The 12836-nt window shown below is 55.9% G+C and carries 15 protein-coding genes; 6 read left to right on the top strand and 9 right to left on the bottom strand.

What is annotated here, in order from left to right; all coding sequences use genetic code 11:
- Nucleotides 1–428: 428 nt before the first annotated feature.
- Nucleotides 429–1259 carry an N-acetylmuramoyl-L-alanine amidase gene (locus RT197_RS07050; RefSeq protein ID WP_312948705.1) on the bottom strand — a complete coding sequence of 277 codons (831 nt, stop codon included), beginning with the start codon at nt 1257–1259 and terminating at the stop codon, nt 429–431.
- Nucleotides 1259–1579, bottom strand: a complete 321-nt coding sequence (locus RT197_RS07045; protein WP_312948703.1) for a heavy metal-binding domain-containing protein — start codon at nt 1577–1579, stop codon at nt 1259–1261. Before RT197_RS07045 ends, RT197_RS07050 begins: the two co-directional genes overlap by 1 nt.
- 123 nt (nt 1580–1702) lie before the next feature.
- On the opposite strand from RT197_RS07045, the gene RT197_RS07040 reads away from it, so the two are divergent.
- From RT197_RS07040 to artJ (RT197_RS07015), 6 genes are all read left to right on the top strand, one after another.
- Nucleotides 1703–2218, top strand: a complete 516-nt coding sequence (locus RT197_RS07040) for a lipoprotein (protein ID WP_312948701.1) — start codon at nt 1703–1705, stop codon at nt 2216–2218.
- A gap of 198 nt (nt 2219–2416) precedes the next feature.
- Nucleotides 2417–3145, top strand: a complete 729-nt coding sequence (gene artP, locus RT197_RS07035) for an arginine ABC transporter ATP-binding protein ArtP (RefSeq protein ID WP_312948699.1) — start codon at nt 2417–2419, stop codon at nt 3143–3145.
- Nucleotides 3146–3162: 17 nt separating this feature from the next.
- Nucleotides 3163–3894, top strand: a complete 732-nt coding sequence (gene artJ, locus RT197_RS07030) for an arginine ABC transporter substrate-binding protein (protein ID WP_312948698.1) — start codon at nt 3163–3165, stop codon at nt 3892–3894.
- Nucleotides 3895–3900: 6 nt separating this feature from the next.
- On the top strand, nt 3901–4617 hold the full coding sequence (gene artQ / locus RT197_RS07025; protein WP_312948696.1) for an arginine ABC transporter permease ArtQ: 717 nt from the start codon (nt 3901–3903) through the stop codon (nt 4615–4617).
- Nucleotides 4617–5285: an arginine ABC transporter permease ArtM gene (gene artM / locus RT197_RS07020; protein ID WP_312948695.1), complete on the top strand. Its 669-nt coding sequence runs from the start codon at nt 4617–4619 to the stop codon at nt 5283–5285. The genes artQ and artM overlap by 1 nt, the downstream gene beginning before the upstream one ends.
- A 179-nt stretch (nt 5286–5464) precedes the next feature.
- Complete coding sequence (gene artJ / locus RT197_RS07015; protein ID WP_312948694.1) at nt 5465–6196, top strand: arginine ABC transporter substrate-binding protein ArtJ; 732 nt, start codon at nt 5465–5467, stop codon at nt 6194–6196.
- Nucleotides 6197–6236: 40 nt separating this feature from the next.
- Here artJ (RT197_RS07015) and RT197_RS07010 read toward each other — a convergent pair whose 3' ends face one another.
- From RT197_RS07010 to potF, 7 genes are all read right to left on the bottom strand, one after another.
- Nucleotides 6237–6830 (bottom strand): hypothetical protein, encoded by a 594-nt coding sequence (locus RT197_RS07010; RefSeq protein WP_312948693.1) that lies wholly within the window; start codon nt 6828–6830, stop codon nt 6237–6239.
- Between the two features lie 21 nt (nt 6831–6851).
- Complete coding sequence (gene rlmC / locus RT197_RS07005) at nt 6852–7979, bottom strand: 23S rRNA (uracil(747)-C(5))-methyltransferase RlmC (RefSeq protein WP_312948691.1); 1128 nt, start codon at nt 7977–7979, stop codon at nt 6852–6854.
- A gap of 42 nt (nt 7980–8021) precedes the next feature.
- Nucleotides 8022–8489: a YbjO family protein gene (locus RT197_RS07000; protein ID WP_312948690.1), complete on the bottom strand. Its 468-nt coding sequence runs from the start codon at nt 8487–8489 to the stop codon at nt 8022–8024.
- Nucleotides 8490–8567: 78 nt separating this feature from the next.
- Complete coding sequence (gene potI / locus RT197_RS06995) at nt 8568–9413, bottom strand: putrescine ABC transporter permease PotI (protein ID WP_312948688.1); 846 nt, start codon at nt 9411–9413, stop codon at nt 8568–8570.
- The gene (gene potH / locus RT197_RS06990) at nt 9410–10363 is read right to left on the bottom strand and encodes a putrescine ABC transporter permease PotH (RefSeq protein WP_312948686.1); all 954 of its coding nucleotides are present in this window, start codon (nt 10361–10363) and stop codon (nt 9410–9412) included. Before potH ends, potI begins: the two co-directional genes overlap by 4 nt.
- A 9-nt stretch (nt 10364–10372) precedes the next feature.
- The gene (gene potG, locus RT197_RS06985) at nt 10373–11506 is read right to left on the bottom strand and encodes a putrescine ABC transporter ATP-binding subunit PotG (protein ID WP_312948684.1); all 1134 of its coding nucleotides are present in this window, start codon (nt 11504–11506) and stop codon (nt 10373–10375) included.
- Nucleotides 11507–11575: 69 nt separating this feature from the next.
- Nucleotides 11576–12688, bottom strand: coding sequence for a spermidine/putrescine ABC transporter substrate-binding protein PotF (gene potF, locus RT197_RS06980; RefSeq protein ID WP_312948682.1), 1113 nt, complete (start codon nt 12686–12688; stop codon nt 11576–11578).
- Between the last annotated feature and the right edge of the window lie 148 nt (nt 12689–12836).

Genomic DNA, 12836 nt, shown 5'->3' with positions numbered 1-12836 from the left:
CCCCTCTCCCGGGGGAGAGGGTCAGGGAGAGGGCGAAAACGTATCCCCGCACTCAACCCATTTCACCAGACGTTCCCCCTCTCCCCGGCCTTCTCCCTCAAGGGAGAGGGAGTGGTCAGTACCCCGCAACAGGGTTGGTGCACCACTCAAGCCTGCGTAAAAATAACATATCCAGTCACCACGCCGGACGGTCCCCTCTCCCGGGGGAGAGGGTCAGGGAGAGGGCGAAAACGTATCCCCGCACTCAATCCATTTCACCAGACGTTCCCCCTCTCCCTCGAGGGAAAGGGAGTGGTCAGTGCCCCGCAACAGGGTTGGTGCATCACTCAAGCCTGAGTAAAAATAACAAATCCAGACACCACGCCGGACGGTCCCCTCTCCCGGGGGAGAGGGTCAGGGAGAGGGCGAAAGGCAGAGCGCCAAAAGCCTCACTCCTGGCCGTATTTCTCCAGCAGTGCCTCGGCGATAGCCTGCGTCTGCGCATCCGCGACGCCGTTCCATAGCCCCGGGCGGAAATGCATCTGGAAGGCCATGATTACTCGCTGCTGCTCACACGCCGTCATCTCGGGTTTAACCTCGTAACCATAGCGCGCCAGCAGATCCAGCAGCGAGACCGTGTCCACTGGCGTATGCGGCTCGCGGCCGTCCAGGTAGAACGCCACCCGCTGCGCATCCGGCCAGGCGCCGATGCCCTGGGCGGCCAGTTCCTGCCATGGGAATAGCGGGCCGGGATCGTCTTTACGCTGGGCGGCGATGTCCGCGTGGGCCACCACATTCTGCGGCACTATCTGATAGCGGGCGATAATATCTTTCGCCAGCGGCACCAGCGCGGCTATCTGCGCCGGGGTAAACGGCGCGAAATATTTCACCCCGTCGCGTTTTTGCCAGCCGCGATTTTCCAGCTCTATGCCAACAGACGTATCATTAAGACGGGTTGCACCGCGCCAGAAGCTCGCCCCCGCATGCCACGCCACTTTCTGCTCCGGCACCAGTTGCCAGATGCGCGGCTTTCCACCTTGAACGGGCGGGACATCAGGGATCAGATAATGCGCGCTGACGTGTTTATCAGTAAGCGTCGCCAGCGAAGTATCGAAATCATCGGCGGTGTAGTGGATCACCAGCACTTTCACGCGCGGGTAAGCCGCCTGCGCCGGGTGGCGCGTATCCAGTTGATAACCGTCTTTATCGACGATCCCTTTTTCACCCGCGCAGCCGGTTAACAGCAGCGCCAGCGCGCAATACCAGGCGAAGCGTCTCATCAGCGCAGTTTCACCGCCGTGCCTGAGACGCTGACCATCAGCATACTGCCGTCTTTGCCCACCGTTTCATAATCAATATCAATGCCGACGACCGCATCCGCGCCCAGCGCTTTAGCCTGTTCGCCCAGTTCCTGAAAGGCAATTTCCCGCGCCCGGCGTAGCTCTTTTTCGTAGGCACCGGAGCGTCCGCCCACAATGTCGCGAATTCCGGCAAAGAAATCGCGGAAAATATTGGCACCGAGGATCGCCTCGCCGGTCACGACGCCGCAATACTTAGCGATAGTTTGCCCTTCCAGGGTCGGAGTGGTGGAATATTGCATTGTTTATCTCCTTCTTTAACGTTCAATGCCTTAGCTCGACATGCCAAACGCATTATCAAACTGATGCGCTATGCTTGAGAAGAAACACCATTATTATCGTAGATTGCTTATAAGGAAATCAGAATGCGCTACTCTGCTCTCGCTCTTTTTATGCCGTGCGCGTTGCTGTTGAGTGCCTGCACCACCGTTACGCCGGCATTTAACGATATTGGCACCCGCAACGGCCCCTGCGTTGAAGGCGGCCCGGATACGGTGGCCCAGAAATTTTATGACGCTCGTATTCAGAACCGGAACAACGATATTACCGCCCTGCGTCCGTATCTGAGTGACGATTTAGCCGCGATGCTTAATGACGCCAGCCGTGATACCAGCCGTACCGCGCTGCTGAAATCGGATCTATTCTCCAGCCGCAGCACCCTGCCGGAAAGCGCGAAAGTTGCCAGCGCTTCCACCATCCCGAATACCGACGCGCGGAATATCCCGCTGCGCGTTGAGCTGAAACAGGGCAGCGAGAGCTGGCAGGATGAAGTGCTGATGATACGCGAGGGCCAGTGCTGGGCGGTGGACGACGTCCGTTACCTCGGCGGCAGCGTGCACGCGCCAGCCGGAACGCTGCGTCAGTCGCTGGAAAAACGCTAACTATTTTATTGCGCAAAACAGAAATGTCGGTCCTGCGGCTAGCGGGTCGACATTTACGCTTCCCCGCTTCCCGTGCCGCTATTTTGTGCTAAGTTTAAGATATCTCGCGGCTTATAGTTAAGTTTTAACGCAGAAATATTGCATAACTATTCTGTCAACGGTACTATTTGCGGCCTCAATTGCTACAAGACTGCCCCGATGAGTATTCAATTAAACGGCATTAATTGCTTCTACGGCGCGCATCAGGCGCTGTTCGACATTACGCTTGATTGCCCGCAGGGTGAGACGCTGGTGCTGCTGGGTCCAAGCGGCGCAGGTAAAAGTTCGCTGCTGCGCGTGTTGAACCTTCTGGAGATGCCGCGCTCCGGCACGCTGGCTATCGCTGGTAATCATTTTGATTTCACCAAAACGCCTTCTGATAAAGCCATTCGCGAACTGCGCCAGAATGTCGGGATGGTATTTCAGCAATATAATCTGTGGCCGCATCTCACGGTTGTACAAAACCTGATTGAAGCGCCGTGCCGCGTTCTGGGCTTAAGCAAAAGCCAGGCGATGGAACGGGCGGATAAACTGCTGGAACGCCTGCGCCTGAAGCCGTACAGCGATCGTTATCCGCTGCATCTTTCCGGCGGTCAACAGCAGCGTGTGGCAATAGCCCGTGCGCTGATGATGGAGCCGCAGGTACTGCTGTTCGATGAACCGACCGCCGCCCTCGACCCGGAAATCACCGCGCAGATCGTCAGCATCATTCGCGAGCTGGCAGAAACCCGAATAACCCAGGTGATCGTAACCCATGAGGTGGAAGTGGCGCGTAAAACCGCCAGCCGCGTGGTCTATATGGAAAATGGTCACATCGTTGAGCAAGGGGATGCCAGCTGCTTTGCGCATCCGCAGACCGACGCGTTTAAACACTATTTATCTCACTGAAGACCGGGAAAATGACAATGAAAAAAGTTCTGATTGCCGCCTTACTTGCCAGCGTTAGCCTGTCTGCGACCGCCGCAGAAACCATCCGTTTTGCCACGGAAGCCTCTTATCCTCCGTTTGAATCCGTGGACGCCAATAATAAAATCGTCGGTTTTGATGTCGATCTGGCCAACGCGCTGTGTAAAGAGATTGGGGCGACCTGTACCTTCACTAACCAGGCGTTTGACAGCCTGATCCCCGGCCTGAAATTCCGTCGTTTTGAAGCGGTGATGGCCGGTATGGACATCACCCCGGAGCGTCAAAAGCAGGTGCTGTTCAGCACGCCTTACTATGAAAACTCGGCGCTGTTTGTCGGTCAAAGCGGTAAATACACCAGCCTCGACCAGCTGAAAGGCAAAAAAGTCGGGATGCAGAACGGCTCCACGCACCAGAAATTCATTATGGATAAACACCCGGAAATCACCGCCGTTCCTTACGACAGCTATATGAACGCCAAGCTGGATCTGGAAAACGGTCGTATTGATGCGGTGTTTGGTGATACTGCCGTGGTGACGGAATGGCTGAAGAGTAATGCCAAACTGGCCGCCGTGGGCGATAAAGTCACCGATAAAGACTACTTTGGCATCGGGCTGGGTATCGCCGTTCGCCAGGGCAACACCGACCTCCAGCAGAAATTTAATACCGCGCTGGAAAAAGTGAAGAAAGATGGCACCTACCAAACCCTCTACAACAAATGGTTCCAGAAGTAATTCTTGATGAATGAATTTTTTCCTTTAGCAAGCGCCGCCGGTATGACTGTCGGCCTTGCCGTTTGCGCACTGGTCATCGGCCTGGCGTTAGCCATGCTGTTCGCGGTATGGGAATCGGCCAAATGGCGACCCGTCGCGTGGCTGGGCACGGCGCTGGTGACGATTATGCGGGGACTCCCGGAAATCCTGGTGGTCCTGTTTATCTATTTCGGCTCATCGCAGCTGCTGCTGACGCTGTCTGACGGTTTCACCCTCAATCTGGGCTTTGTGCAAATCCCGGTGCAGGTGGAGATCGAAAACTTCGACGTCAGCCCGTTTCTCTGCGGGGTGATCGCCCTGTCCCTGCTGTACGCCGCTTACGCCTCGCAAACTTTGCGCGGCGCACTGAAGGCGGTGCCCATCGGGCAGTGGGAATCCGGTCAGGCGCTGGGGCTTTCTAAAAGCGCGATCTTTTTCCGCCTGGTGATGCCGCAGATGTGGCGGCACGCGCTGCCGGGTCTGGGCAATCAGTGGCTGGTGCTGCTGAAAGATACTGCGCTGGTATCGCTGATAAGCGTCAACGATTTAATGCTGCAAACCCGCAGCATCGCCACCCGTACCCAGGAGCCGTTTAACTGGTACATCGTGGCGGCGGCGATTTATCTGGTGATCACGCTGTTAAGTCAGTACATCCTCAAGCGCATTGATATGCGGGCGACGCGTTTTGAGCGGAGGCCTGGCTGATGCTTGAGTATTTACCCGAACTGCTGAAAGGGCTGCATACCAGCCTGACGCTGACCGTGGCGTCCATCGCCGTGGCGCTGGTGCTGTCGCTGATCTTTACCATCATTCTGACGCTGAAAACACCGGTGCTGGTGTGGATCGTCCGCGCCTATATCACCCTGTTTACCGGTACGCCGCTGCTGGTGCAGATTTTCCTGATTTACTACGGGCCGGGCCAGTTCCCGACGTTACAGGAATATCCGCTAATCTGGAGCCTGATTTCCGAACCCTGGCTCTGTGCGCTCATCGCCCTTTCGCTTAACAGTGCGGCCTATACCACACAGTTATTCTTTGGGGCCATCCGCGCCATCCCGGACGGCCAGTGGCAATCCTGCGGCGCGCTGGGGATGAGTAAAAAAGATACGCTGGCGATCCTGCTGCCGTATGCCTTTAAACGCGCCCTCTCCTCGTATTCCAACGAAGTGGTACTGGTATTTAAAAGTACTTCGCTGGCCTACACCATTACGCTGATGGAAGTCATGGGCCATGGTCAGCTCATGTACGGACGGACTTATGACGTGATGGTATTCGGCGCGGCGGGCATTATCTATCTGGTGGTCAATGGTCTGTTGACGCTGGTAATGCGCCTGATTGAGCGCCGCGCGCTGGTGTTTGAACGCCGCAATTAATCACTAATAGTGCATAAAGCCGCAATTCTAAAGCAGGTAAGCATAACGTTTATCTGCTTTTTTATTTTCTGTAAAAAATAGTTAATCACACATATTGCATACAAATTCATTTAGTGGCATTGTTACTTCATGCCACAGACAGGGCACAAATAATAAAAGTGATCGACGGGAGAATGAGAATGAAAAAGTTAGTCCTGGCCGCAGTGCTTGCCACGTTTGCCGCAGGCGTTAACGCGGCAGATAAAATCAATTTTGGCGTGTCCGCCACCTATCCTCCTTTTGAATCGCTGGATGCGAGCAACCAGATCGTCGGTTTTGATATCGATCTGGCGAAGGCGCTGTGCAAACAAATGCAGGCCGACTGCACCTTTACCAATCACGCGTTTGACAGCCTGATCCCGTCGCTGAAATTTAAAAAATACGATGCGGTGATTTCCGGGATGGACATCACCCCGGAGCGCAGCAAGCAGGTCGCCTTTACCGCGCCGTACTACGCTAACTCGGCGGTGGTGATTGCGAAAAAAGAGACCTATAAAACTTTCGCCGACCTGAAGGGCAAACGCATCGGCATGGAAAACGGCACCACTCATCAGAAATACCTTCAGGATAAACACCCGGAAGTGAAAACCGTGGCCTATGACAGCTACCAGAATGCGATTATCGACCTGAAAAATGGCCGCATTGATGGGGTGTTTGGTGATACCGCCGTGGTCAACGAATGGCTGAAAACCAATCCGCAGCTGGGCACCGCCACCGAGAAAGTGACCGATCCGCAATACTTCGGCACCGGTCTGGGCATCGCCGTGCGCCCGGATAATAAAGCGCTGCTGGAAAAACTGAACGGCGCGCTGCAAGCGATTAAAGCCGACGGCACGTATCAGAAAATCAGCGACCAGTGGTTCCCGAAGTAAGCTGAACGCAGGCCCGTTTTTCAACGGCGGGCCTGCTGCTTCAGGCAATCAGTAACCGGCTTTTGCGCATTTCAGTCATTGGCTGGGCGTTAAGCAGCATCACCATATCGCGCACAGTGACCACCGGATGCGGCCAGCCTTCTTGCAGCAGTAATTGCAGATCCCGTCCCGCTCTTTCTGCGATTTCAGTCAGGGTATCAAACAGCTCTTCTTCATCGTCCAGGGCGAAAATTTCGAGCCGGTCATCGGCGGATAAAGGCACGCTATAACCGTGCGGGACAGCCGCGTTAATCTGACTGCTTAACGAATTCCATACCGCGCGGATCACCCAGGTATCTACCTTGCGCGTATCGAAACTGCGGGCAAAATCACAAATGCTTTGCCCGCTGCGCTGTTGGGCCAGCGCGCGCCACTGATTTTTCCGCTGACGACTGTCACGCCAGCTCGCCACCGCCAGCCATGCGACGGCCGCCGCAACGATAAAGATCAACGGTTCGCCGTCTTCAATGAAGCCCACCACCATTGTATAAATCCAGTACAGCAGGCCACCGCCCAGCAGCGCCAGAATTAACCCGCCGGGGGCCGTAACGCGCGCCGGACGCGGTGAAAACAGAAACCGTGAAGGCGTTCGCATGTGTTCTTTCTCCTGTTTACGCTAAATGCGGATCAGCAGCGTCAGAACTTCATAATGGGCGGTGTGCGGAAACATGTCAAAAAGCTGAACGCGGGCAAGGCGATAGCCGGATAGCTGGCGCAGATCTTTCGCCATCGTCTGCGCATTGCAACTGGAGTAGATGATAAACGGCGGGGCCATCTGGCTTAAATACGCGCACAGCGCCTGACCAATTCCCCTGCGCGGCGGGTTAACCAGCACCAGATCGGGCGCCTCACCCTGCCCGGTCGCAAAGCGGGTGGAGTCCAGCGCCTGAAAATGAAGGTTATTCAGCCCCAACTGGGCGGCGGATTGTCTGGCGCAGGCGATCGCTTCCGGGGCGATTTCAATTCCGGTCAGCTTCATCTGTGGCGTGGCGCAGTGCAGGCCAAAGCCGCCGACGCCGCAAAACAGATCCCACATATGCGCCACCGGCAGCGCGCGCACCCATGCACGGGCGCTGGCGTAAAGCTGGCTGGCGACGGTCGGGTTAGTCTGGAAAAAACTCTGCGGCCTGATCCACAGCGGCACGTCATTAAACTGCTCCGCCAGCGCCTGCTGTTCGGTCAAAAAGATCTCTTTCTCACCTTCCATAATCGCCATATGGACAGGCTGTATATTCACCGAGATCACCTTAAGCTGCGGCAACTGCGCCTGAAGATCCGGCAACGCCGCCCGTAGCTGGGCGAGTTTGGTTTCGGAACGCAGTACGAAGCGCAGCATTATGCCGCCATCCTGCTGGCTTTCGGTGATCAGCAGATATTTCAGTTCGCCCCGCTTACGCGCGACGTTATACGGCGTCAGCCCGGCGCGGGCGATAAACGGCTTCAGCGCGTTAAACAGCGGCGCAAAAGAGGCGGGATAAAGCGGACAGGCGGTGAGATCTTCCGGGGTGCCGTCGCGGTGTAGCATCCCTAACAGCGGTTTTTCCACGCTGCCGCTGACCACCATTTTGGCTTTATTACGAAACGCCCGTTCCGGGCCGCTGACTGGCGCGCACCACTCTCCCACCGGCAGATCGTCCAGCAATTCACGGAGATCGTTCATCTTCAGCGAGAGTTGATCGATAACCGGTTTTTCAATCCACTGGCACGAGCGACAGCGACCGGCATCATAGAGTGCGCACTGCATAATAAAACCTTCTGAATTTCAGGGGCGGCGATTGTACCACTGTTATTGCAGGCGGAAAAAGCGGCGGCTCGGTGAGGGAATAAAAAGCAGCAGCAGGACCAGAATATCCGGCAGTTTTTGCATCACCAGCGCGTGGAAGATTTCACCACGGGTTTCTCCGGCAATACTGAACAGTTCAGGATAGCCGTAGCCAATGGACGCGGCCCACAGATAGCTAAATGCCGCCAGCTGCGCCACCAGATACAGCCAGCGCGCCCAGCCTCGTCCTTTCACTACCGAAAATGCACAGAGGATATCCACAAACAGCAGCACCAGGCTTGCCAGAAATACCGCCGTCAGACTCCAGGTTTGCGCGCTGCGGAAAAAAAGTTCGCGGATCCCGTGCCAGCCCAGCAGATTAAACAACATCAGCAGATCAACGCAGCGAATCGAGATGATCGCAATCGCCGCCACCTGCACTACAGCAGGGACGTTCAGACGCGCGCCGGAGCGATGTGTTTTAGTACCCAACGTGTTCGCCTTCCGTGAGAACGGTGCCGCGCAGGTCGCGGCACTGAATGCACATTTTGTTCTGAAATTTTAGGCGCTTCATCCACGTCTTGCACGCTGGATGTCCCTCACCCGCTGCTTTTCTGCGCGCGCCATCAGATACCAGGCGATAAATCCGACAATTCCGACCACGCCCAGGATCAAGGTCGCGAGGGCGTTAATTTGTGGATTCACGCCCATGCGCACGCTGGAGAAAACCAGCATCGGTAGCGTGGTCGCGCCAGGTCCCGAAACGAAGCTGGCGATCACCAGATCGTCCAGCGACAGCGTAAACGCCAGCAGCCAGCCAGAAATGACCGCAGGCATAATCATCGGCAGTGTAATGACAAAGAAAACTTTGAGCGGTGCGGCACCGAGATCCATTGCCGCTTCCTCAATTGAGCGATCCAGCTCGCGCAGGCGGGAGGAGATCACCACCGCCACGTAAGCGGTACAAAACGTGACGTGCGCCAGCCATATGGTCAGCATCCCACGATCCGCAGGCCAGCCAATCGCGTGGCCCAGCGCGACGAACAGCAGCAGCAGCGAAAGCCCGGTAATGACATCCGGCATCACCAGCGGCGCGGTGATCATAAAAGCAAAGCCGCTGGAGCCGCGAAAACGGCCAAAGCGCACCATCACCACCGCCGCGATAGTGCCGAGGATCGCCGCCATCGTCGCCGCGCAGGCGGCAATGGTCAGGCTGAGTCCAACCGCGCTCATCATCGCTTCATCATGAAAAAGCGCGGTGTACCAGCGCGTTGACCAGCCAGCCCACACCGTCACCAGCTTTGAGCTGTTGAAAGAGTAGATCACCAGCATCAGCATTGGTGCATAAAGAAAAGTAAACCCGAGCACCAGAATTAACATTCGCCACGGGGAGCGTACTACCGGCAGATTGTTCATCCGTGATCTCCCACGGTTTTTTGCTGATGTTTGTGGAACCACATAATCGGCACGATGAGCAGCAACAGCATCACAATCGCTACCGCCGACGCCACCGGCCAGTCGCGGTTATTAAAGAATTCCTGCCACAGCACGCGGCCAATCATAATGCTGTCCGGGCCGCCGAGCAGTTCCGGGATCACAAACTCGCCGACCGCCGGAATAAACACCAGCATGGAGCCAGCAATAATCCCACCTTTGGTTAAGGGCACGATAACGCTAAAGAACGTTTTCAGCGGGCGAGCGCCGAGATCCAGCGACGCCTCCACCAGCGAATAATCGATACGGGTCAGCGCGGTGTAAATCGGCAGCACCATAAATGGCAGATAGGCATACACAATGCCGATATACACCGCCAGATTGGTATGCAGAATGGTCAGCGGCTGATCGATAACCCCCAGCCACAGCAAAAAATTATTCAGCAGGCCGTTATTTTTTAAAATGCCCATCCACGCATACACGCGGATCAGGAATGAGGTCCACGACGGCAGGATCACCAGCAGCAGCAGGATGTTGCGGGTAGAGGGTTTGCTGTGTGCCACCGCCCACGCCAGCGGATAGCCCATTGCCAGACAGCACAGGGTCGAAACTGCCGCCACCTGTAGCGACTGCAGGTACGCTTCAAAATAGAGCGGATCGTCGGTGAGCTGCAGGAAATTGCCGAGATTCAGGGTGATCGACAGTTGCCCGTCAGCCCACTCCACCAGGTCGGTATAGGGCGGGATCGCCCGCGCCATTTCCGCGAGGCTGATTTTAAAGACGATCAAAAACGGCAGCAAAAACAGCAGTGATAGCCAGATATAAGGCAGTGCTATCACCAGCTTGCGCCCGTGTTTCATCTGCGCGCGGGCCAGCCAGCGCGAAAAACCGCCGGGGCGATCGGCGCGGGCCGGGAGTTCAGGTGTACTCATTGCCGCTCCTTAAACCGTCAGCACGACACAGCTATCCGCGTCCCAGCACAGACGCACTTCATCTCCCCAGGTCGGGGTTCCCTTGCGGTAGCGATGGTCATTCTGCAACTGGGCGCTGATCATCTGTCCGCTTTTCAGACGCACATGATAAATCGACAGGTCGCCAAGATAGGCAATGTGAACAACCTCACCGACGGCAAAGTTAAAGCCGTCCGCCGGAACGTCGTCGCAGAGCATGATTTTTTCCGGGCGCAGGGCGATATACACCGGCACGTTATCGACCACCGAGGCATCGGGATCGACCTTCAGCGGATGCACCAGCCCCGGCGATTCCAGCACCAGGCCGTCCTCATGGCGCGCTTTCAGCACGCCTTCAAACACGTTAACCGAGCCGATAAATTCCGCGCTGTAGCGGGTGGTCGGATGCTCATAAATCTCTTCCGGCTCGCCAATCTGCGCAAATTTGCCCCGGTTCATGATCGCGATGCGCCCGGCCATGGTCATGGCCTCTTCCTGATCGTGCGTCACCATTACGCAGGTTGCGCCGACGCGCTCAAGGATATCGACCACTTCGAGCTGCATCCGGTCACGCAGTTTTTTATCCAGCGCGCCCATCGGCTCATCAAGCAGCAGCAGCTTCGGACGTTTGGCAAGGCTTCGCGCCAGCGCCACGCGCTGACGCTGACCGCCGGAAAGCTGATGCGGTTTACGTTTCGCGAATTCCTGCATATGCACCAGCGCCAGCATTTCGGCGACCCGCGCGTTGATTTCCGCTTTCGGCAGTCGGTCCTGCTTCAGGCCAAACGCGATATTTTGCTCCACCGTCATATGAGGAAACAGCGCGTAGGATTGAAACATCATGTTGATTGGCCGCTGATACGGCGGGACGTGGGCCAGATCCACTCCATCGAGGACGATTTGCCCGGCGGTCGGCTGTTCAAATCCGGCCAGCATTCGCAGCAGCGTAGATTTACCGCAGCCCGACGCGCCCAGCAGGGCAAAAATTTCGCCTTTATAGATGGTAAGACTGACGTCGTCCACAGCGTGCTGACCGTCAAAGGATTTTGTCAGATTACGGATTTCCAGCAGCGGCGTCAGCGCCTTACGGGTTTTCGCCTGCGGGCGAAGAATAGCGTCGTTCACTCAAATGCTCTCCGGCATAAACCAAAAAGAGTGCAATCGCACCATCACGGTGCGACTGACTCGCACTATTTATTTACCGCTTTTCACTTTTGTCCACGCACGGGTTCTTACGCGGTCGATTTTTGGTTCCTGCACGTTCAGGGTAAACATTTTGGCGCGCACGTCATCCGGCGGGTAGATCCCCGGGTTATTACGCACTTCGGCGCTGACCAGTGGCGTTGCAGCCTTGTTGGCGCTGGCATAGAAGATATGATCCGAGACGTGAGCAATCACTTCCGGGCGCATCAGGTAGTTCAGGAACTGATACGCTTCCTCTTTGTTTTTCGCATCCGCAGGCATCGCGAAGACGTCAAAGAAAGCCAGCGCCCCTTCTTTCGGAATGGAATAGGCGATATTTACGCCGTTCTTCGCTTCTTTAGCGCGATTTGCCGCCTGTAAAACGTCGCCCGCCCAGCCGATGGCTACGCAGGTATCGCCGTTGGCGAGATCGTTGATGTACTGCGAAGAGTGGAAGTAGCGAATGTTCGGACGCAGCTTCAGCAGCAGGTCGGTTGCCGGACCGGTGTAGTCATCCGCTTTGGTACTGTTAGGATCTTTGCCGAGGTAATTCAGCACGGTGGCAAAAATTTCCTCCGGTGCGTCGAGGAATGAAACGCCGCAGCTTTTCAGCTTCGCCAGATTTTCTGGCTTCATCACCAGATCCCAGCTGTTGACCGGCGCGTCGCTACCCAGCGCCGCCTTCACTTTTTCGACGTTATAGCCGATGCCGGTGGTGGCCCACATATACGGCATGGCGTATTTATTGTCGGGATCGTGCTTCGCAATCAGCTTCAGCAGATCGGGATCGAGATTTTTCCAGTTCGGCAGCTTGCTCTTATCCAGAGGCTGGAACACGCCTGCTGAAAGCTGACGCTCCAGGAAGCTGGCAGACGGCACCACCAGGTCAAACCCGGTGCTTCCCGCCATTAATTTGCCTTCCAGCACTTCATTGGAGTCGAAGACGTCATACACCACTTTAATGCCGGTCTCTTTTTCGAAATTAGCCACCGTATCCGGGGCGATATAATCAGACCAGTTATAAACGTGGAGTGTTTTTTGTTCAGCCGCGAGCGTGCCTGCAGAGACGGCCATCAGCGCACCCGTAACCAGACCTGTTAACCATTTTTTACTAAAGGCGGTCATATCTCTTTTCCTTCTCAACGTTCGTTAACAAACGAACCAAATGAATGCATTTTCAGGATATGCAAGATTCGTGCATATTTTCTCGGCTTACGCAGAAAAGAAGAGAAAGTTCTCTCCCTACAGCATTGCTCGCTATTTTAAGCCCGGC

The sequence above is a fragment of the Superficieibacter sp. genome (assembly GCF_032071645.1).
Lineage (GTDB): Bacteria > Pseudomonadota > Gammaproteobacteria > Enterobacterales > Enterobacteriaceae > Superficieibacter.
This window is presented reverse-complemented; position numbering and strand designations above follow the sequence as displayed.

Coding starts and splice junctions, on each gene's coding strand:
- artQ (WP_312948696.1), top strand. CDS start 3,901: ATGAATGAATTTTTTCCTTTAGCAAGCGCCGCCGGTATGACTGTCGGC.
- potH (WP_312948686.1), bottom strand. CDS start 10,363: ATGAGTACACCTGAACTCCCGGCCCGCGCCGATCGCCCCGGCGGTTTT.
- RT197_RS07040 (WP_312948701.1), top strand. CDS start 1,703: ATGCGCTACTCTGCTCTCGCTCTTTTTATGCCGTGCGCGTTGCTGTTG.
- RT197_RS07050 (WP_312948705.1), bottom strand. CDS start 1,259: ATGAGACGCTTCGCCTGGTATTGCGCGCTGGCGCTGCTGTTAACCGGC.
- RT197_RS07045 (WP_312948703.1), bottom strand. CDS start 1,579: ATGCAATATTCCACCACTCCGACCCTGGAAGGGCAAACTATCGCTAAG.
- artJ (WP_312948698.1), top strand. CDS start 3,163: ATGAAAAAAGTTCTGATTGCCGCCTTACTTGCCAGCGTTAGCCTGTCT.
- artJ (WP_312948694.1), top strand. CDS start 5,465: ATGAAAAAGTTAGTCCTGGCCGCAGTGCTTGCCACGTTTGCCGCAGGC.
- artM (WP_312948695.1), top strand. CDS start 4,617: ATGCTTGAGTATTTACCCGAACTGCTGAAAGGGCTGCATACCAGCCTG.
- RT197_RS07010 (WP_312948693.1), bottom strand. CDS start 6,830: ATGCGAACGCCTTCACGGTTTCTGTTTTCACCGCGTCCGGCGCGCGTT.
- potI (WP_312948688.1), bottom strand. CDS start 9,413: ATGAACAATCTGCCGGTAGTACGCTCCCCGTGGCGAATGTTAATTCTG.
- rlmC (WP_312948691.1), bottom strand. CDS start 7,979: ATGCAGTGCGCACTCTATGATGCCGGTCGCTGTCGCTCGTGCCAGTGG.
- artP (WP_312948699.1), top strand. CDS start 2,417: ATGAGTATTCAATTAAACGGCATTAATTGCTTCTACGGCGCGCATCAG.
- potF (WP_312948682.1), bottom strand. CDS start 12,688: ATGACCGCCTTTAGTAAAAAATGGTTAACAGGTCTGGTTACGGGTGCG.